Below are 19,405 nucleotides of genomic sequence, written 5' to 3' on the forward strand. Positions count from 1 at the left end.
CCCCGCCCGCCGTGCCGCGTATTGGCAGGCACACGGCATACTGGGCCGCCGGATCACCGGGGGGAGCGCCGAGCGCATGGCGTACGGAACGGACGGGGCGGGGCTGCCCGAGAAGGTCGGCGGATACGCCGTGGAGCGGGAACTCGGCGCCGGGGGCATGGGCGTCGTCTATCTGGCGCGGTCCCGGGGCGGGCGCGCCGTCGCCGTGAAGGTGGCGCGGTCCGAGCTCGCCACCGACCCGCACTTCCGCGAGCGGTTCCGGGCCGAGGTCGAGGCCGCCCGGAGTGTCGGCGGGTTCCACACGGCGCCGGTGGTCGACGCGGACCCCGACGCGGCCGCGCCCTGGCTGGCGACGGCCTACATCCCCGGGCCCACGCTCTCCGCGCTCGTGGCGGCCGAGGGCGCCATGGACGAGACACGGCTGCGGCAGCTGGGCGCCGCCCTCGCCGAGGCGCTGGCCGCCATCCACCGCTGCGGGCTCGTCCACCGCGACCTGAAGCCGGGCAACATCATCATGGCGGCGGACGGGCCTCGCGTCCTGGACTTCGGCATCGCCCGGGCCCTCGAATCGACCCGGCTCACGGCGACCGGGATGGCCTTCGGGACGCCCGGGTTCCTCGCCCCCGAGCAGGCCCAGGGCCTCGAAGTCGGCGCCTCCGCCGACGTGTTCGCCCTGGGCGCCGTGCTCGTCGCGGCGGCGGGCGGCAGCGCGTTCGGGACCGGGACGCCCATGGGGATGATGTACCGGTCGGTGCACGAGGCGCCGGACCTGGACGCGGTGCCGGAAGGTGTCCGGGACGTGGTGGCGGCCTGCCTGGCGAAGGAGCCCGGCGAGCGGCCCGCGCCGGAGGCGCTGCTGGACCTGTTCGCGCCGGGAGGTCCGGTGTACGTCCCGACCATGCCCGTACCGGCGCGGCAGCCCGGCCACCCGGCGGACGCGACACCGTCGAGCCTCGCCAAGCACCCGGCGGACGCGAGCCCCTCGCAGCACCCCCTTCCGCCCGCGCCCCCCGCCTACCCGCCGAGCTCCGGGACCCCGTCCCCGTACCCGCCGATGGCGGCCTCCCCCTACGGCCCGTCCCCGTACACCCCCTCGCCCTATCCGCCCGCCGCCGCGATCCCCAACAACCCGTACGCGCAGGGGCCGGCGGCGGGCCCCTGGCAGCAGGGGCCCGCCGAGCCCGTCGCCGACATCGGGTTCGTCGGTGTGGGCACGGAGAGTTCGCTGGTGATCGACGCGCTGGGGGTCGAGTTCCAGGCGGACAACGGCCTTGAGCTGCAGTTCGCCTGGGCCGAGATCGGCCGGATCGAATACGCGGTGCGCGGGCCCAAGCTCCTCGTGGTCACCGTCCGCCTGCGCGCGGGGGCCGTCCACACCTGGACGCTGGGCGCCCGCAACCGCTCCCGCCTGCGGCAATGGACCCAGGACCTGCCGCTGATCCTGGAGTACTACGCCTGACCGGGGCCCCGGCCACCCGCTCGTATGCTCGGGGACATGACCGATGCCCAGAGCGGACCCACCACCAACTCGATGCGGCGCGCGCTCAAGCGCGCGCGTGACGGAGTCGCACTCGACCGGGCCGAGGCCGCCGTGCTGCTCCAGGCGCGCGGCGACGACCTGACGGATCTCGCGGCCTCCGCCGCCCGGGTGCGCGACGCGGGCCTTGAGGCGGCGGGACGGCCGGGGGTCATCACGTACTCCCGCAAGGTCTTCATCCCGCTGACCCGGCTCTGCCGCGACACGTGCCACTACTGCACGTTCGTCACCGTCCCCGGCAAGCTCCGCCGGGCCGGGCACGGCATGTTCCTGTCGCCCGACGAGGTGCTGGCCATCGCCCGCGAGGGGGCCGCGATGGGCTGCAAGGAGGCCCTGTTCACGCTCGGGGACCGGCCGGAGGACCGCTGGCCGGAGGCGCGGGAGTGGCTGGCGGCGGAGGGGTACGACGACACCCTCGCGTACGTACGCGCCATGGCGATCCGGGTCCTTGAGGAGACGGGTCTGCTGCCGCACCTCAACCCCGGGGTCATGAGCTGGACGGACCTTCAGCGGCTGAAGCCCGTCGCGCCGTCCATGGGCATGATGCTGGAGACGACCGCGACCCGGCTGTGGTCCGAGCCCGGCGGCCCGCACTACGGCTCCCCGGACAAGGAACCGGCCGTGCGCTTGCGGGTGTTGGAGGACGCGGGCCGGTCCAACGTGCCGTTCACCACGGGCATCCTGGTCGGCATCGGCGAGTCGTACGAGGAGCGCGCGGACTCCCTCTTCGAGCTGCGCTGGACCGCCCGGGCCTCCCACGGCATCCAGGAGGTCATCGTCCAGAACTTCCGGGCCAAGCCCGACACCGCGATGCGCGGGATGCCGGACGCCGAGCTGGAGGAGCTGGCCGCCGCGATCGCCGTCGCCCGGCACATCCTCGGCCCGTCCGCCCGCATCCAGGCCCCGCCGAACCTGGTCGACGCGGAGTACGCGCTGCTCATCGGCGCGGGCATCGACGACTGGGGCGGGGTGTCGCCGCTGACCCCCGACCATGTGAACCCCGAGCGCCCGTGGCCCCACATCGACGAACTCGCCGCCCGAACGGCCGAGTCCGGCTTCACGCTCCGCGAACGCCTCACGATCTACCCGGAGTTCATCCAGCGCGGCGAACCCTGGCTGGACCCGCGCCTCCTCCCGCACGTACGCGCGCTCGCCGACCCGGAGACCGGGCTCGCCCGCGAGGGCGCGATCCCCGAAGGGCTGCCCTGGCAGGAGCCGGACGAGGGGTTCAACGCCTCCGGCCGCACCGACCTGCACCGCACCATCGACACGGAGGGCCGCACCGGCGACCGCCGCGACGACTTCGACGTCGTGTACGGGGACTGGGAGGCGCTGCGCGAGGCGGCGGCCCCCGGGATGGTGCCCTCACGGATCGACGGGGACGTGCGCGCGGCGCTGAGCCAGGCCGCCGACGACCCGACCCGGCTCACGGACGACCAGGCGCTCACCCTGCTGCACGCGGACGGCCCGGCCCTGGACGAGCTGTGCCGGATCGCGGACGCGCTGCGGCGGGACGTGGTCGGCGACGACGTCACGTACATCGTCACGCGCAACATCAACTTCACCAACGTCTGCTACACCGGCTGCCGCTTCTGCGCCTTCGCCCAGCGCCGCACCGACGCCGACGCGTACACCCTCTCGCTCGACCAGGTCGCGGACCGGGCCGCGCAGGCGTGGGACGTGGGCGCGGTCGAGGTCTGCATGCAGGGCGGCATCCACCCGGACCTGCCCGGGACGGCGTACTTCGACATCGCGCGGGCCGTGAAGGAGCGGGTGCCCGGCATCCACGTCCACGCGTTCTCGCCGATGGAGGTCGTCAACGGGGCCACCCGCACCGGGATGTCCCTCCGCGACTGGCTGACCGCCGCGAAGGAGGCCGGGCTCGGCTCGATCCCGGGCACGGCCGCCGAGATCCTGGACGACGAGGTCCGCTGGGTCCTCACCAAGGGCAAACTGCCCACGGCGACCTGGCTGGAGGTCGTCAAAACCGCCCACCAGGTGGGCCTGCGCTCCTCCTCGACCATGATGTACGGCCATGTCGACCAGCCCCGCCACTGGCTGGGCCACCTGCGCACCCTGGCCGCGCTCCAGCAGGAGACCGGCGGCTTCACGGAGTTCGTGACCCTGCCCTTCATCCACACCAACGCGCCGGTCTACCTCGCCGGGATCGCCCGCCCCGGCCCGACCGACCGCGACAACAGGGCCGTCACCGCGATGGCCCGCCTCCTCCTTCACCCCCACATCACCAACATCCAGACCAGCTGGGTCAAGCTCGGCACGGAGGGCGCCGCCGAGATGCTGCGCTCCGGCGCGAACGACCTGGGCGGCACGCTGATGGAGGAGACCATCTCCCGTATGGCCGGGTCGAGTTACGGCTCCTACCGCTCGGTCCGCGACCTGGAGGCCATCGCGGAACTGGCGGGCCGCCCGGCGAAGCCGCGTACGACGCTGTACGGAGAGGTCCCGGCGGAACGCGTGGCGGCGGCGGGTGCGTCGGACGGGCACCTGCCGGAGCTGCTGCCGGTGCTGGGGGAGTGAGGGGGATGGGCACAGTGGGACGGCGCGGACGGGCGTCGGCGGTCGTGTCGGCGCTGGGGGCTCTGCTCCTCCTGGGCGGCGCCGTCGCCCCGGCCGCGACGGCGGACACCATGCGCGAGCGGCAGTGGTACCTGGACCGGATGCAGGCCCCGGCGATGTGGAAGGTCAGCACCGGCGAGGGGATCACCGTCGCCGTGCTCGACACCGGGGTGATCCCCACCGTGCCGGAACTGACGGGAAGGGTGCTCAAGGGCAAGAACTTCATGGAGCCCGAGCGCGGCGCGGACCAGGACACGAACGGGCACGGCACCGCGATGGCGATGCTGATCGCGGGCAACGGGGCGAACGACCAGGGCGTCAAGGGCCTCGCGCCCGACGCGCGCATCCTTCCGCTGACCGTCTGGGGCACGACCAAGGAGGCGGGCTTCAGGCGCGTCGACGCACTGGTCGACGCCATTCGGTACGCCGCCGACAGCGAAGCCAGGATCATCGACATAGGGGTGTCCTTCCACACCTCCGTCGATGACGACGAGCGGGACTCGATCAAGGAAGCCGTGGACTACGCCATCGGGCGCGGAAAGCTGCTCCTGACGGACACCGGCGACACGGGTGAGGACGGAAACGACGTCACCTACCCCTCCGCGATATCCGGCGTCGTGGGCGTGGGCGCCGTCGACACGACCAGCACGGTGACGAAGTTCTCCGCATACGGGCCCCAAGTGGCTCTCGCCGCGCCGGGCGTGGACATCCCGATCCGCTGCTTGGAGGGCAAGCCGGGCTACTGCCGCAGCCGGGGCACCGGCCAGGCCACCGCCCTCGCCTCCGCGTCCGCCGCCCTCATCTGGTCCCGGCACCCCGACTGGACCGGCAACCAGGTGCTGCGGATCCTGATGAACACGGCGGGGCGGCCCACCGAGGACACCGTCCCCAGCCGCTACCTCGGCTACGGCACCATCCGCCCCCGCCTCGCCCTCCTCGAAGACCCCGGCGACCCGGGCCCGGCCGACGTGAACCCCCTCGTGGCGGCCCACGAGGCCACCACGCCGTCCGCGTCCCCGTCGGCGCCCACCCCGTCCGCGAGCCCGTCGAGACGGTCGTTTCCGGATGCCACCCCGGTGGCGGTGGAGGGGGCCGACCGGGGCCACGGAAGCACCGTCTGGATCGTCACCGGCGCGGTCGCGGCCGCGGTACTGGCCCTCGGCGCCGTCCTCCTCGTCCGCCGGAGGAAACGCCCGGCCCGGATCACCGAGTACGGCGTCGACTACACGCGAGAGCGTTAGCCGGACGCCTCGTGCTCCCCCACCACCGCCTCGATCACCCGCAGTTCGTTCGCCGCCCGGGCCGGGTCCCTCCCCGCGTCCCCCGTCAGATTCAGCAGCGCCTTCCACAGCGCCCAGCCCCGGGCCCTCGCCCAGGTTCCGGGGTCCTGGGCGACGGCGGCCCGGAACGCCTCGCGGCTGTCGCCGTCGAACAGGCCCCAGGCGATCACCAGGTCGCAGGCCGGGTCGCCCACGCCCGAGGTGCCGAAGTCGATCACGGCGGCCAGTTCGCCGCCCTGGACCAGGAGGTTGCCGGAGGCGATGTCGCCGTGGAACCACACCGGGTCCCCGTGCCACTCGGCGGCGAGGGCCGCCTCCCAGGCCGCCCGCGCCCGGTCCGTGTCCACGCGGTCCGCCAGGAGGGCCAGGCAGCGGCGGGTCTCCTCGTCGTAGTACGCGGGTGAGGCGCCCCGGTGCCAGCTGTGCGCGCCCGCCGCCGGGCCGCCCGCCGGGTCGCAGCGCCGGAGCGCGCGGAGGAACCCGGCGACCGAGACCGCGAAGCCGGACAGGTCCGCGATGCGGCCGTGCGCCGCCGTCTCGCCGGGCAGCCAGCGCCGCACCGACCAGGGGAAGGGGTAGCCCTCGCCGGGCGCGCCCAGGGCGAGGACCGGGGGGACCGGGACCGGCAGCGAGGGGGCCAGGCGGGGCAGCCAGACGTGCTCCTTCTCCACGGCGGGGACGTAGCCCGCGGCGGTGGGCAGCCGGACCGTCATGGCGTCGCCGAGGCGGTACGTGCGGTTGTCCCAGCCGTCGACTTCTACGGGGACCACGGGCAGACCGCTCCAGTGCGGGAACTGTGCGGTGATCAGCCGCTCCACGAGCGCGGCGTCGATGCCCGCGCGGCCGTCGGGATGGGTGTGGGGGAGGGGTGAGGGCATCGGGCGATCATCGTCCCCGGGCTCGCGCGCCGCAACGGAATTCGACGCGCCTCGGAGCCGTACAAAAACGTTCCGACTCCGTGGCCCTCGCACCTGTTCGATTACAGTGCTGCGCAGTTACCCAGCTCACCCTGTTCACCGTCGACGGGCTGATCCGCGCCCAGGTCCGCCGCGACACCGGCGCCTGGCACCCGCCCATGCCCGTGGTCCGCGCCTGGGAGGCCGGATTCCTCGCGAGCCGGCCAATTGGGTGTGGTCAGAGGCGGCGGGGAGGCCCCGAACCATCGCTCTGGTGGAGCGGGGGCCCTGCACACTGGCACCGCACCCGGCGTCCCAGGTCGCGCTCAACACGTTAGCCCGAACAGCCCCGGGCGCCGCAAGCAGGCGGGCTTGCCGTCACACGATCGAGCTACGTGTCTGTTGAGGGACCGCCGCACTCACTGCCAAGGCGCTGCTGGGCGCGATGCACGGGGAGACCGCGCTGCCCCCGGCCTGGCTCGCCGAGCTGGAGGGGCGGGCCACCCTCCTCGAACTCGCCGACGACTTCGCCATGGAGATGACCCAGGGGCCCGCCCTGCACAGCCCTGCGACCGCCGCCCCGGGCCGGCCGGCCCGCTACCCGCGCTGACCGTCTCCCTTCGTGCCCTCGGTGGCGATGGCGTCCTCGCCGGGACCGGCCTGGGCGGGCACCCCGGGGCCGTCGCCGTCCGTGTTGATCAGCTCGATCAGCGCGTCGCGTTCCGGGGTGTCCTCCGGGCGTACGAAGCCGATCACCACGTACAGCACCAGCGAGACCGCCAGCGGCAGCGCCACCTGGTACTGGAGCGCCACCCCCTCCTTCACCGAGCCGTCCAGGTCGTAGTTGGTGAAGAAGAACGCCAGCAGCCCCGCCGCCCAGCTGGTGAGCGCCGCCGTCGGACCCGACTTACGGAAGCCGCGTAGCAGCCCCAGCATGAACGGGATCGCGATCGGGCCCATCAGCCCCGCGACCCACTTGATGACGACGGAGATGATGTCCTTGAACGTCGGCGAGTTGATCTGCGTCGCCAGCGCCATCGACAGGCCGAGGAAGCCCAGCGTGGACAGGCGCGCGGCCAGCAGCCCGGCCCGGCTGCTCCACTCGCGGGCGGCCTTGGAGAAGACCGGGGCGATGTCCCGGGTGAAGACGGCGGAGATCGCGTTGGCGTCGGAGGAGCACATGGCCATCGTGTGCGAGAAGAACCCGACGACGACCAGGCCCAGCAGCCCGTGCGGCAGCAGCTGTTCGGTCATCAGCGCGTAGCTGTCGGAGGCGTCCGGCTTCTCGGCGTGGACCAGCAGCGGGGCGCACCACATCGGGAAGAACAGGACCGTCGGCCACACCAGCCACAGGATGGCGGAGAGCCGCGCCGAACGGGTCGCGGAGGCGGCGGAGTCCGTGGCCATGTAGCGCTGGGCCTGGTTCCACATGCCGCCGTTGTACTCGAAGGTCTTGATGAACAGGAACGCCAGCAGGAACGTCACGGTGTACGGGCCGGCCGTCGGCTCCGCGTGGCCCTCGGGCAGCTTGTCCCAGACCGTCCACAGGGTGCTGAAGCCGTCCAGCTCGCGCATGACGGTGATGAGCATGGCGAGCCCGGCGAGCAACTGGATGACGAACTGCCCCAGTTCGGTGAGCGCGTCGGCCCAGAGGCCGCCGACCGTGCAGTAGACGGCCGTGATGATCCCGGTGATGAAGATGCCCTGGGTGAGGGTGATCCCGGTGAACACGGACAACAGGGTCGCGATGGCGGCCCACTTGGCGCCGACGTCCACGATCTTCAGCAGCAGCCCCGACCAGGCCAGCGCCTGCTGGGTCGGCACGTTGTAGCGGTTCTTGAGGTATTCCAGCGGCGAGGCCACGTGCAGCCGCGAGCGCATCCGGTTGAGCCGGGGCGCGAACAGCTTCGCGCCGATGCCGACACCGATGGCGATCGGCAGCGACCAGGTCACGAAGGAGGTGACGCCGTACTGGTACGCGATGCCGGCGTAGCCCGTGAACATCACGGCGCTGTACCCCGACATGTGGTGCGAGATGCCGGACAGCCACCAGGGCATCCGGCCGCCCGCCGTGAAGAAGTCGCTGACGTTGTCGACACGCTTGTGGGACCAGAGCCCGATCGCGATCATCACGCCGAAGTAGGCGATGAGCACGACCCAGTCGAGACTGTTCATCTGTCCCCTCCCGGGGTCCGCCTTGTGAACGGGGGCGCACTTCGCCAGTACGGCCGCTCAGCGGCGCCCCGTGCGGGAGCGGGGACTTCGGGGATTGAACCGCCTGTGCGCTACCCGGGTCAAGGACTCTTCCGGTCATAGATGTGAACGGAGATCAGCAAGAGGAACGATTTTGCTCGTTCTTGACCCACGAAAGCGTTGTCGCGAACGTGACGGCGGCCACACGATGAGCGGGCGCTTCGCCAGGTTGTGAGCGCAGGAAGCACGAAGAAGACCGCACGGGATGCGGGTCCCGTGCGGTCGAGAAGGAGGGGAACTGCCAGAGAATCCGGCCCGGAAACGGCGAAAGCCCTCTCGGCCAGGACGGCGGGCCGGTCGAGAGGGCCTGGTGCGGGCCGCGGCGCGAGCGCGCGGCCGGGTCGCGCGGTCTCAGAACCCGGCGGTGCGCGAGACGTCCAGGACGAACGCCGACCAGGTCTTCGCGGAGAAGTCGAGGACCCCGCTGCTCACGCTCTTCGAGTCGCGGACCAGCAGCGCGTGACGCTCCGCCGCCTTGACCTCCACGCAGTTCCCATTCGCGGAATAGGAGGACTTGGTCCACTCAGTCAGTGCGTTCTGCCGAATCGCCATAATGACTCCGATGGTTGTGCCGGTCGTTGGGCGGTGCGCCCAGCCGCTGCGCCCAGCGACTTGTGAGGACGCTACGCCGCAACATCATCGGCCGTGAGCGGCGTTCACTCGTTCGGATGACTTACGCCTTGGCGGTCTTCCGGCACAACCTGGCGGAGGTGTACCTTCCGCGCCGCCCCGGGAATTCCCGTGGCGGGCGCGGAAATCGTCACGCTCCGCAGTTCTCCGCCGCCTGGAGAATGTACGCGCGGGACTGCTCCGCGCTGAGCGCCTTCGCGCGCAGATGTTCGTACATCACGGCATAACTCTGAACGTCGGGCGCCTTTTCCAGATACAGGTCGCTGGTGATGCCTTCGAGATAGACGACGCTCGCGTCCATGTCCTCCTGGAATTCCAGGATCGTGTAGCTCCCGTACATCCCCGGGTGCGCCCCGACGGTGTACGGCAGGACCTGGAGCGTCACGTGGGGCAGCTGGCTCAGCTCCGCCAGATGCCTCAACTGGTCCGCCATGATCTGCGGGTCGCCCACGACGCGGCGCAGCACGGCCTCGTCGATCACGGCCCAGAACCGCAGTGGTTCGACCGGATCGGTCAGCCGGTCCTGGCGCTTGATGCGGATCTGGATGCGCTTGTCGATCTCGGTGGGCGTGGCCTCCGGCCACATGCCCTCGATCGCCGCCTGCGCGTACTCCCGCGTCTGCAACAGGCCCGGGACGATCAGCGACTCGTACACCCGCAGGGAAGCGGCGTCGGTCTCCAGACCGATGTACACGCTGTACGGGATGTCCCCGAACGCGTGCCACCAGCCCTGCTGGCGCGAGTCCTTGGCCATCTGCATCAGCGATTCGACCACACGGCGGTCCTCGACCTCGTACACCCCGCAGAGATCGCGGACGTCGCGCTGGCTGATGGAACGGCGGCCGTTCTCCAGGCGGCTGATCTTCGACTGCGAGACCAGCAGCCGCTCCGCCACCTCCTCGGCGGTCATTCCCTTGACCTCGCGCAGTCGGCGCAATTCCTGACCCAACCGGCGTCGCCTGACGGTGGGATTGACGTTGGACGGCACGGAAACGGCACCTCCGGCTATGTAGCTGTGCGTATCTACTGCTGAGCAGATTGCCACCCCCGGACCCGGCCGCGCTGGGAAACGGCCACACACAGCGGCGCGGGGCAGTCGGTGGTATCGACTGCCCCGCGCCTTGGTGCGGCTCCCGGACCGGGTCTGGATGACAACGGTGCGGCTGTGTTCGGTTGTTGACACGGTGGTACAGGTGGTGATGGTGGTGCTGCGTGGTGCGGACGCGGTCCTAGTGGGCCGCGGTGTGCGCCATGCTGCCGCGCCGTGCGGGCGACGGCACTTGCGGTTGCAACGGGACGCCGGCCGCCTGAGCGCGGCGCGGCTGTGCGACCGCCCCGTTCTGGACGTCCATCACGGCATGCGCCACGAGGCCGCCCATCGGGTCGTGCCTGATCAGGTCCCGGAGCCGGGAGCGCGATGAACGCCCCTCGTTCCCGGGGTACAGGTGCTTGCCGAGTCCGACCGCGTGGGCCAGTGCGGCGAGCGCCGCGGTCCGCGGGTCCGGCGGTACGCCGGTGCGGATCGCACTGTCCAGCCTGGACCTGATGTCCCGGCTGATCGCCGTGTCCGTCGCCTGGTAGCGAGTCGTCGGCAGCACTCCGCACATCTGGCCTTCGACGGCATGCACCATGCCGCACCGCTCCAGATGAGCGAGGTAAATCTGGCGGAGCCCCAGCCGGGGTCCGCCGATCCAGTGGACCGCCCGTACCGGACTGCCGCGCCTGCGCAGCAGTTCCAGTGCGGAGTCCAGGGTCGGATCTCCTGTCGGCCGTGGCATCACCACGGCGATACGATCCCCGTCTGGGGCTATCCGTCCTGCCAGGGCCAGCTCTACTAGCTGGGCTCCGGCGAGGCCGAGGTCGAGCGACTGCGGCTGCGCTGTGGTACCCGTGGTCGGGTCCAGAGCGAGCAGCAGAAGCTCCTCCGGAATTGTTCTGCGGCTCCTGCCCATCCAAGCCTCCCCGCGTGGATGAGTGACAGGGTGACCCCTCTCACATCTTCCTGTCGAGGGTGCCTGGTGGCTTTGTACGGGAACCAGTAGGTATGTCGTTCTCGTCTAGCAGCCCGGCCAAGGGTTCACACGGGACACTGGTAGATGGTTCGGACAGCGCGGGTGGTTCCCCGCGCCGCATGGAGGAGGCATCGGTGGCGGGCGAGTCCCCCGACAAGTCGGAGCAGCAGCAGTCGTCGGGAACGACTCGCGACGAGCGCGATCCGCGCCTCGGCGTCTTCCGTGACCCGGGACCGGATGCCGGCTCGGCCGGTACGGATGCCGGCTCGGCCGGTACGGGCGAGGACCCGGCGCCCAGCGATGCCGCCGGGGAGCCCGGCGAGGCCCCGGAGGCCGCCGAGAGCGCCGCGAGCCCGGCGGAGGACCCGGACGGGGACGCGGATACGGCCACCGAGGGCGCTGAGAGCGCTCTGAGGGCCGCTGAGGAGCCGGAGACGGCGCCGGATGCCCCGGAGGAGGCTTCGGACGCTCCCGAGACCGCTGAGGACGCGGAGGGCGGCGAGCCGGAGCCCGAGGAGGGTGACGCGCGCCTGCGGGCGGCCGTGGCCGCCTGGGTCTCGACCGCCGATGACGGCGACGAGGACACCGGCGAGGCCGACGCCCCGGAGGAGCCCCGCGTAACCGATTCCCCCGACGAGGACCCGGCCCCCGAGCCGGACGAGAAGCCGGAAGCCCCCGAGAAGCCGGAAGCTGAGCCCGAGGCTGCCGCGAAGCCGGAGGCCGAGCCCGCCGCGAAGCCCGAGCCCGCCGCCGAGCCGAAGGCGCCCGTCGCCGACGCGAAGGAACCGGCCGAGGACGAGTCGGCCACCGGCAGGAACGAATCGGCCACCACCGAGCCCGACGAGGCGGAAGCGCCGGCCGGCGACGACGCCCCGGACGAGGAGACCCCCGCCGCCGAGGCGGACGCGCCCGTCGATCAGCCCACCGCCGTCTTCAAGGCCCCCCGGCTGCCCAAGGTCGACCAGCCGACCACCGCGCTGAAGATCACCAGGTCACCGTCGGGGCAGCCGCTCACCGCCGAGGCCGAGTCGCTCGCCGAGCGCACCAGCCGGTTCGTACCGCTGCGCTCCGACGACGTGCGGCAGGCGCCCGCGCCGCGCAAGCCCGAGAGCCCCGTCGCCGGGCCGCCCGCGGCCCTCAGCGGTGCCGAGCGGACCCGGCAGCAGCCGATGCCGCCGAGGCCGCCGCTCGACCTGCTCGCCGAGCTGACGAACACCCCGCCGCCGCCGGAGACCCCGGTCCGCACCGCGGTGCGCAGGGTCAAGATCTGGACACCGCTGGTCATCCTGCTGCTCATCGCGTTTGCGATCGCGCAGATGGTGCGCCCGCTTCCGGACCCCTCGCTGGCGATGACGGCGAAGTCGACGTACGGCTTCGAGGGCGGCGCCCCGAAGCTGCCGTGGCCCGACCAGGGCCAGGGCTACATGGCGGCCACCGGCCTCGGCAAGGTCGACTCGTTCGGCGACCAGAAGCCCGTGCCGATCGCGAGCGTCGCCAAGGCGATGACCGCGTACCTCGTCCTCAAGAGCCACCCGCTCAAGCGCGGCGAGAACGGCCCGGACATCAAGATCGACGCCAAGGCGGAGGCGGACGGCAAGCTCTACACCGAGGGCGAGTCCACGCTGAACACGGTCAAGGAGGGCGAAGTCCTCACCGAGCGTGACGCGCTCGCCGCGATCATGATCCCCTCGGCCAACAACATCGCCCGCCTGCTGGCCCGCTGGGAGGCGGGCTCGGAGAAGGCGTTCGTCGCGAAGATGAACGCCACCGCCGACGAGCTGGGCATGAAGAACACCACGTACACCGACCCCTCCGGGCTGACCGCCTCCACGGTCTCCACCGCCGAGGACCTGGTGAAGCTCGGCGAGAAGCTGGTCGAGTTCCCGGCGCTGATGGACATCACCAGGCTGCCGGAGTGGAAGGACCCCTCGGGTCACACGTGGCGGAACTACAACACCCTCGTGCCGTACGACGGCGCCCTGGGCATCAAGACCGGCTCCACCTCCAAGGCCGGCGGCAACCTGCTCTTCGCGGCGCACAAGATGATCGACGGCACCGACCAGCTGATCGTCGGCGCGATCCTGGGGCAGTACGACGACCACTCGATCATCGACGAGGTGAACCGGGTCAGCAAGCAGGTGATGGTGGCCACACTGGACCTGCTGAAGGGCGCCACGATTGTCAGGAAGGGCGACGTCGTCGGTGAGGTGGACGACGGCATGGGCCACACCACCCCCGTCGTAGCGACGAAGGACGTCAAGGCGGTCGGCTGGTCCGGCCTCACGGTCAAGCTGGAACTCACCGACGACGGCAAGGCGATCCCGCACGAGGCGGTCGCCGGTACGCATGTCGGCACGCTCACCGTGGGCGAGGGCCGCAGCCAGGTGAAGGTCGCGGTCGCCCTCCGGAGCGACCTCGCGAAGCCGTCGTTCGGCGACAAGCTGACCCGTATCGGCTGAGGACACACGGAGGGGAGCGCCCACGCGGCGCCCCCTCCGCCCCCACCGCTTTCCCGTACGCCGGAAAGGCCCCGCGTGTTAGCGTCCCGGGGGCAACGCGCGGGCCCCGGAGCGCGTCTTTCGGCCCATGAGACCCGAGCAGGAGAGCCGGCCGACACCACGCGTCCGGGAAGGGACGGGGAGAGACGCAGTGACCACTGCCGAGCCGACACGGGCGGACGTCGACACCACCGGCACGGACCCCGCGCAGGCGAAGCGCCGGAGCGACGGCGAGGAGGCCCCTCGGACGCCCGGCCCGTTCGACGGTCTGAAGCAGCGCTGCCTGCGCCACCCGGTCCTGCTGACGACCGCGGTCGCCGCGGTCGCCCACATCCTGTGGTTCCTCTTCTTCGCCAACAGCGGCGGCGACATCGCGGCCCAGGACGCCTGGGCCGAGTTCGTCGGCCGGCACCCGGGCACGGCGTACAACCTCGCCTGGTACGGGGGCATGCACCCCGTCTCGTACAGCGTCGTCTCGCCGTATCTGATGTCCCTGCTCGGCGTGCGGACGACGATGATGATCGTCGGCACGGTCTCGGCCGGGCTCACCTCGCTGATCCTGTACCGGGTCAAGGCGGTCCGTAACCCCCTGGCCTGCTCGATGGCGGGCGTCTTCGCGTACCTGTGCAACGCGCTGTCGGGCCGGGTGACGTTCGGGCTCGGCATGATGTTCGCCGTCGGCGCGGCGGCGGCCGTGTTCTGCTGGCCGTACCGGTGGCGCTACAAGCGGTGGGCGAAGGCGGCCGTCGCCGCCCCGCTCGCCGGACTCGCGACGGCCGGGAGCCCCGTGGCGGGCCTCTTCCTCGGCGTCGTCGCGGCCGCGCTGTTCCTGAACAAGCGGCGCCCCGGCGCGTACGCACTGGGCCTGGCGCCCGTCGTGGTGGTCGCGCTGTCCGCCGTGCTGTTCCCGTTCTCCGGCACCCAGCCGATGTCCGTCGCGACGCTGTCCGGGCCGTTCATCTTCGCGTGGCTCGTCTTCTTCCTCGTACCGCCCGACTGGAAGACGGTCCGCGTGGCGTCGGCCGTGTACGGGACCGGGACGCTGGCGACGTACGCCGTGGACTCGCAGATCGGCTCCAACATCTCGCGGATGGCGATGCTGTACGCGGGCATCGCCCTGCTGGCCGCCCTGCCGTACACCGCGCCCCGCTCGCGGCGGTGGTACGCGCTGGTCATCGCGTTCGTCTCGCTGAACGTCTGGATCGGCTTCAAGGGCGTGGACGACATCGTCAGGACCGCCCCCACCGCCTCCTGGACCCGCTCGCTGGCCCCCCTCGTCAACCAGCTCCAGAAGGTCGGCGCCGAACGCGGCCGGGTCGAGGTCGTCCCGCCGAGCAGCCACCGCGAGGCGTCCGCGCTCCCGCGCTCCGTCAACCTGGCCCGGGGCTGGAACCGCCAGGCCGACATGAAGCGGAACCCGCTCTTCTACGACGACACCCTGGACGCCATCAACTACCGCCAGTGGCTCGACCGCTGGGCGGTGCACTACGTGGTGCTGCCGCAGGGCGAACCCGACTACAGCGGCGCCCGCAAGGAGGCCGAACTCGTCGGCAAGGGCCTCTCCTACCTGAAGCTGATCTGGTCCAACAAGGACTGGCGGCTCTTCGAGGTGGACAGCCCCGTCCCGCTGGCCGACCCGCCCGCCACGGTGGAGCGCGCGGGCGAGGGCGAGCTGACGATCCACGTCAAGAAGGCGGGCCGGGTCCTGATCCGGGTCCCCTACTCGCGCTGGCTCGCCGTCCTGGACGAGGACGGCAACGGCGTGGAACGCCCCCAGGAGACCGAGGCGTCCAAGCAGCGGGCGGACGAGAGCACCCCGAAGACCTTCGTCAACGAGCACGGCTGCCTGATCAAGATGGACGAGGACGAGGACGGCGACGAGTGGACGGAACTCCTCGCCCCGCGCCCCGGCACGTACCGCCTCGGCGCCCCGTACCAGCTCCCGCCGGGCACGCCGTGCCCGGACGAGCTGCGGTGACGGACGCCGGCTGATTCAAGCCGGCCCCGCCCCCGCGAGCTCGTACACCGCGAAGTCCGTCACGGGCCGGTAGCCGACGCGCTGGTACACGCCGTTGCTGGTGGGGTTGGCGAGGTCCGCGAAGAGCAGCACCTCCGCCGCGCCCTCGGCGAGCGCGGCCCGGGAGGCGTGGGCGGTCGCGGCGGCCCCGAAACCCCGGCCCCGCAGCTCGGCCGGGGTGTAGACGGGGCCGACCCGGATCTGCCCGGCGACCTGGGGCGTGAGCGCCGCCATGGAGACGGCGACGCCGTCCGGGGTCTCCCAGAGGGTGACCCGGCGGTCGGCGATCCGCGCGTCGGCCCAGGCCCCGGCGTCCCGGTGGCCGGCGCCTCCGACGGCCCGCACGAACTCCTCGTACCACCGCGCGACCAGCTCCCGGTCCCGCGCCTCCGCGATCCGGCCGCGCCCCTCCGGCGCCGGCTCGGGCCACCGGAGCTCCCCGAGCCGGTAGAGCCGCAGCCGCTCGTGCAGCCGGGGCTCTTCCCCCGTACGCGCCCGCCATGCCCCGGCGAACGCGGCGGCGGTCGCCTCGTCCGCGTTGACCCCGGGGACGGGGTCGCCCGCGGCGCGCAGATGCTCGGTCAGCGAACCGGCCTCCTCGGGCGTGAGGGGCGTGACGATCAGCCGGTAGGGCGGGGTCCGGAAGTACGCGGCGCGCACCTCGCCGTCCCGCTCCAGCACTCCGAAGACGGGTGCCTCGTCCCCGTACACCTGCGGTCCCCGCGCGCGCAGCCCCTCGCACACGGTCAGGGTCACGGTGTGCAGAGCGGGCCGCGACCGCAGGAAGTGCCCGGCGCGGGCGAGGAAGGAACGAACGTCGGGCACGCGAAGCCAGGGTGAGGTATCCATGGCGCATCCTCCCGCGACGGAGCGGGGCAGCGCCTACGGTTTTCCGGCTGCCTACTCGACGTCGATCCCGTACTCCGTCACCAACTCCTCAAGACCGCCCCGGTACCCCTTGCCGCCGGTGACGAACTCCCAGTCCCCGTTGGCCCGTCGGCGGAACGAGCCCAGGACGAGCGCGGTCTCGCCCGGCCGGCCGTCCGAGACGTCCAGCTGGTCGAGCGGGGTCCGCTCGGCGTCGAGCAGCCGGATTCCGGCGTCCGTGAAGCCGGACAGGTCGGCGTCGGGGTTGGCGACGGGGTCGATCGAGGCGATGACCACCAGCCGGTCCGCACGCGCCGGGAGCGCGTCGAACCCGACCCGGATCGCGGCCTTGTCGGGCGCCACGGGGATCAGCGCGCGGACCGAACCGTCCGGGGTGCGCGGGTTGTTGAAGAACACGAAGTGGTCGTCGTCCAGCACGCGGTCGCCCTGGCAGACGAGCGCGCAGACGTCCAGGGCGACGGAGCCGGACCAGTACATGCCGAGCACGTTGTGGTCGTCGTTCCGGGTCTCGTCGTCGCGGCTCTCCGGTGCGGTCCGCTGGGCCGGGACCGATCGCTCCCCGCCGCCGCCCAGCCGCCCGCGCAGCCCGTGCCGGTGCAGCAGGTCGACCAGTTCGGAGCCCGGGACCAGCTCCAGCGGCTTGCCGTTGGCGAAGGTGTGCGAGCCGGGGCCGAACGTGGAGGTGGTGACCAGGACACCCTTGTTGGCGCCGGCGTCCTGGACCGTCCCGTACAGATCGCGGACCGCCGTCGGCGGCACGGTGTTGCGGTAGCGCTTGACCTGGACGACGATCTTGCCGCCGCGTATCGGGGCCGGGTCCAGCGCGTCGACGTCGACGCCGCCGTCGTTGGAACGCTGTGTGGTGACGGCCTGCATGCCCATGGCCCGGAAGAGCTCGGCGACCAGCGCCTCGAAGGCGAGCGGGTCCATCTCGTACAGGTCCGGCTCCTCGTCGCCGCCGTGCGTCACGACCCCGTTGCCGACATCCTCGGGGACCCGCCCGGGCCGCACCGCCGCGTACTGGTCGGGGCGCGTGGACAGCTGCCCGCGCAACCCGTCCACCAGGCAGTTCACCGCGTTCACCTGCTCCAGGTGCAGCCCGGCGAAGTCCGCCCGCGTCGCCATGACCGTGCCGAGGAACATGGGCATCCGCCGCCCGGTCGCCGGGTCGTGGTCGTCCACGAAGCCGTTCAGCGCGACCGACTCCAGGGCCCCGAACTCGTCGGCGGCGAAGAGGTCGCGCAGGACGAGCAGCAGGCACTGGGCGAGCACGTCCCGGTACAGGGCCCGGCGCTGCGTCACCGGCCGGGGCGACTCCTTCTCCTGGTCCGCGTTGATCATGTACCGGACGGACTTCGCCTCGGGGACGACGTCGTACCGGGGCAGCTCCCAGTTGAGCACCAGCTGCCGCGCGCCCGAGTCGTACGCCGCCGCCACCTGCCGGGGCAGCTCGTCGGGCCAGCCGGTGGAGGCGTAGAGCGCAGCGGAGAAGTACTCCACGGCCGCCTCGGCGTCCCCGGCGCGCAGTCCGGCGGTCATCTCCGCGATCCCGGCGTTGTGGAGCCGGATCTCCGCCAGCCGCGCGTCCGCCCACTGCCGGTACTGCCGCTGGTAGCCCGCGAACTGCGCCTGCCGCTGCGCCTCGGCCGCCTGCGCCGCCCGCCGGTCCTGCTCGAACCGGGCCCGCGCCTCGGCCTGCGCCTGGGCCCGCCGCCCGGCGGTCCACCCGCCGCCCTGTGCCTCGTACCGTGCGGGGTCGGGCATGGGTACGGGGTGCGCCAGCGGCCCCGGCGCGAACGGCTCGACCTCCTCCGCCCGCGTCAGCGCCGAGGCCCGGAACGCCGGCGCCCGGCACCCGGCCGCCAGCAGCCCCTGCAACGCCTCGACCCGGGCATCCAGCTCCCGGGTACGCCGCCGCGCCTCGGCCTCACGCTGCTCCCGGTAGGCGGCCTTCTGCTCGCGCTGACTCCGGGCGACCTCGCGCTGATACGCGAGGTGCGCCCGCTCCTGATCCCGCTGATACCGGGCTTGCGCCTCCTGCTGGCGCTGCTGCTGCCGCTGCGCCTCGGCCCATACGGCGACCAACCCATTGGAGCGACGACTCATCCCGCCCAGGCCCTCCCCACCAGGACGGCACACGTACGTACGCACGGCGAGCCCCGGCCCCTTAACCAGCAGTGAGGGAACAACTTTAGTCCGCAACGAACCCGAGGCCCATGAAGTTGGCAGGGTTTGGGGGGAAGTTGGGGAAGTCGAAGGTGCGAGGATGACCCCATCCCTCGCGTGGACCTCTTGGAGGCTCTGATGCCGCTCGCTCCGTTGCCGTACATCGACGAGCACGAGACGGTCATCGAAGCGGCGGCCGAGACCGTCTGGCACGCCCTGAGCGAGACCCTGGACCACTCCTTCGCGGGCCGGGGCGCGACCGCCTACGCCCACCTGGTCGGCGCCTCCGACCGTACGGCCTCGGGCCCCCGCCCCCTGACGGAGGGCTCGACACTCCCCGGCTTCCGGGTAACGGCCGCCACCCGCCCCCACGAACTGACCCTGTCGGGCCGCCACCGCTTCTCGGCGTACACCCTGACCTTCCGCCTGGACGAGCTGACCCCCACCCGCTCCCGCCTACGCGCGGAAAGCCGAGCCACGTTCCCCGGCGTGCCCGGCACCACGTACCGCCACCTGGTCATCACCACAGGCGGCCACGCCCTGGGCATGCGCCGCCTCCTCGGAGCGGTCCGCCGCCGCTCGGAGCAGCCCCGGAACGCGAACAGCCCCAGACCGTGACCGGTCCGGAGCCGTCGGGAACTACGTGACCGT

At 72.2% G+C, this 19,405-nt stretch carries 13 protein-coding genes and 1 pseudogene; 7 read left to right on the top strand and 7 right to left on the bottom strand.

Going from position 1 to position 19,405, the window contains the following annotated elements; translation table 11 throughout:
- The first annotated feature begins 76 nt into the window (after positions 1-76).
- From OG867_RS18615 to OG867_RS18625, 3 genes are read left to right on the top strand one after another with little or no spacing between them, the layout of a single operon-like run.
- Complete coding sequence (locus OG867_RS18615) at positions 77-1,459, top strand: serine/threonine-protein kinase (protein WP_406286760.1); 1,383 nt, start codon at positions 77-79, stop codon at positions 1,457-1,459.
- A 36-nt stretch (positions 1,460-1,495) separates the two neighbouring features.
- Positions 1,496-4,075 carry a bifunctional FO biosynthesis protein CofGH gene (locus tag OG867_RS18620; RefSeq protein WP_406286763.1) on the top strand — a complete coding sequence of 860 codons (2,580 nt, stop codon included), beginning with the start codon at positions 1,496-1,498 and terminating at the stop codon, positions 4,073-4,075.
- Positions 4,076-4,080: 5 nt separating this feature from the next.
- Positions 4,081-5,355 carry a S8 family serine peptidase gene (locus tag OG867_RS18625; RefSeq protein ID WP_406286766.1) on the top strand — a complete coding sequence of 425 codons (1,275 nt, stop codon included), beginning with the start codon at positions 4,081-4,083 and terminating at the stop codon, positions 5,353-5,355.
- On the opposite strand, the gene OG867_RS18630 is transcribed toward OG867_RS18625, so the two are convergent.
- Positions 5,352-6,272, bottom strand: coding sequence for an aminoglycoside phosphotransferase family protein (locus OG867_RS18630; RefSeq protein WP_406286768.1), 921 nt, complete (start codon positions 6,270-6,272; stop codon positions 5,352-5,354). The genes OG867_RS18625 and OG867_RS18630 overlap by 4 nt on opposite strands.
- A gap of 448 nt (positions 6,273-6,720) precedes the next feature.
- On the opposite strand from OG867_RS18630, the pseudogene OG867_RS18635 reads away from it, so the two are divergent.
- Positions 6,721-6,900 (top strand): annotated as a pseudogene (locus OG867_RS18635) (ADP-ribosylglycohydrolase family protein); the annotation flags it as partial.
- Here the strand turns inward: OG867_RS18635 and OG867_RS18640 are convergent.
- From OG867_RS18640 to OG867_RS18655, 4 genes are all read right to left on the bottom strand, one after another.
- The gene (locus OG867_RS18640) at positions 6,888-8,465 is read right to left on the bottom strand and encodes a sodium:solute symporter family protein (protein ID WP_328900728.1); all 1,578 of its coding nucleotides are present in this window, start codon (positions 8,463-8,465) and stop codon (positions 6,888-6,890) included. The pseudogene OG867_RS18635 and the gene OG867_RS18640 sit on opposite strands and share 13 nt — an antisense overlap.
- Before the next feature lie 429 nt (positions 8,466-8,894).
- A complete protein-coding gene (locus OG867_RS18645; RefSeq protein ID WP_328900727.1) occupies positions 8,895-9,095 on the bottom strand; it encodes a DUF397 domain-containing protein in 201 nt (66 codons plus the stop codon).
- A 208-nt stretch (positions 9,096-9,303) separates the two neighbouring features.
- Entirely contained in the window at positions 9,304-10,161 is an 858-nt protein-coding gene (locus tag OG867_RS18650; RefSeq protein WP_406286771.1) for a helix-turn-helix domain-containing protein, read from the bottom strand.
- Between the two features lie 241 nt (positions 10,162-10,402).
- The gene (locus tag OG867_RS18655; RefSeq protein WP_328900725.1) at positions 10,403-11,125 is read right to left on the bottom strand and encodes a GPP34 family phosphoprotein; all 723 of its coding nucleotides are present in this window, start codon (positions 11,123-11,125) and stop codon (positions 10,403-10,405) included.
- Positions 11,126-11,304: 179 nt separating this feature from the next.
- Here OG867_RS18655 and OG867_RS18660 point away from each other — a divergent pair, with 179 nt between their 5' ends.
- Positions 11,305-13,644: a serine hydrolase gene (locus OG867_RS18660; protein ID WP_406286773.1), complete on the top strand. Its 2,340-nt coding sequence runs from the start codon at positions 11,305-11,307 to the stop codon at positions 13,642-13,644.
- 190 nt (positions 13,645-13,834) lie between these two features.
- A complete protein-coding gene (locus tag OG867_RS18665) occupies positions 13,835-15,661 on the top strand; it encodes an MFS transporter (protein WP_406286775.1) in 1,827 nt (608 codons plus the stop codon).
- A 15-nt stretch (positions 15,662-15,676) separates the two neighbouring features.
- Here the strand turns inward: OG867_RS18665 and OG867_RS18670 are convergent, their stop codons facing one another.
- Positions 15,677-16,549, bottom strand: coding sequence for a GNAT family N-acetyltransferase (locus tag OG867_RS18670; protein WP_406286777.1), 873 nt, complete (start codon positions 16,547-16,549; stop codon positions 15,677-15,679).
- 51 nt (positions 16,550-16,600) lie between these two features.
- A complete protein-coding gene (locus tag OG867_RS18675; RefSeq protein ID WP_328900719.1) occupies positions 16,601-18,694 on the bottom strand; it encodes a restriction endonuclease in 2,094 nt (697 codons plus the stop codon).
- 177 nt (positions 18,695-18,871) lie between these two features.
- On the opposite strand from OG867_RS18675, the gene OG867_RS18680 reads away from it, so the two are divergent.
- Positions 18,872-19,372, top strand: coding sequence for a hypothetical protein (locus OG867_RS18680; RefSeq protein WP_406286780.1), 501 nt, complete (start codon positions 18,872-18,874; stop codon positions 19,370-19,372).
- Positions 19,373-19,405: the final 33 nt, after the last annotated feature.

Source organism: Streptomyces sp. NBC_00209 (genome assembly GCF_045206345.1).
In the GTDB taxonomy this organism is placed as follows: domain Bacteria; phylum Actinomycetota; class Actinomycetes; order Streptomycetales; family Streptomycetaceae; genus Streptomyces.

Coding starts and splice junctions, on each gene's coding strand:
- OG867_RS18615 (WP_406286760.1), top strand. CDS start 77: ATGGCGTACGGAACGGACGGGGCGGGGCTGCCCGAGAAGGTCGGCGGA.
- OG867_RS18620 (WP_406286763.1), top strand. CDS start 1,496: ATGACCGATGCCCAGAGCGGACCCACCACCAACTCGATGCGGCGCGCG.
- OG867_RS18625 (WP_406286766.1), top strand. CDS start 4,081: ATGGGCACAGTGGGACGGCGCGGACGGGCGTCGGCGGTCGTGTCGGCG.
- OG867_RS18630 (WP_406286768.1), bottom strand. CDS start 6,272: ATGCCCTCACCCCTCCCCCACACCCATCCCGACGGCCGCGCGGGCATC.
- OG867_RS18640 (WP_328900728.1), bottom strand. CDS start 8,465: ATGAACAGTCTCGACTGGGTCGTGCTCATCGCCTACTTCGGCGTGATG.
- OG867_RS18645 (WP_328900727.1), bottom strand. CDS start 9,095: ATGGCGATTCGGCAGAACGCACTGACTGAGTGGACCAAGTCCTCCTAT.
- OG867_RS18655 (WP_328900725.1), bottom strand. CDS start 11,125: ATGGGCAGGAGCCGCAGAACAATTCCGGAGGAGCTTCTGCTGCTCGCT.
- OG867_RS18660 (WP_406286773.1), top strand. CDS start 11,305: ATGGAGGAGGCATCGGTGGCGGGCGAGTCCCCCGACAAGTCGGAGCAG.
- OG867_RS18670 (WP_406286777.1), bottom strand. CDS start 16,549: ATGGATACCTCACCCTGGCTTCGCGTGCCCGACGTTCGTTCCTTCCTC.
- OG867_RS18675 (WP_328900719.1), bottom strand. CDS start 18,694: ATGAGTCGTCGCTCCAATGGGTTGGTCGCCGTATGGGCCGAGGCGCAG.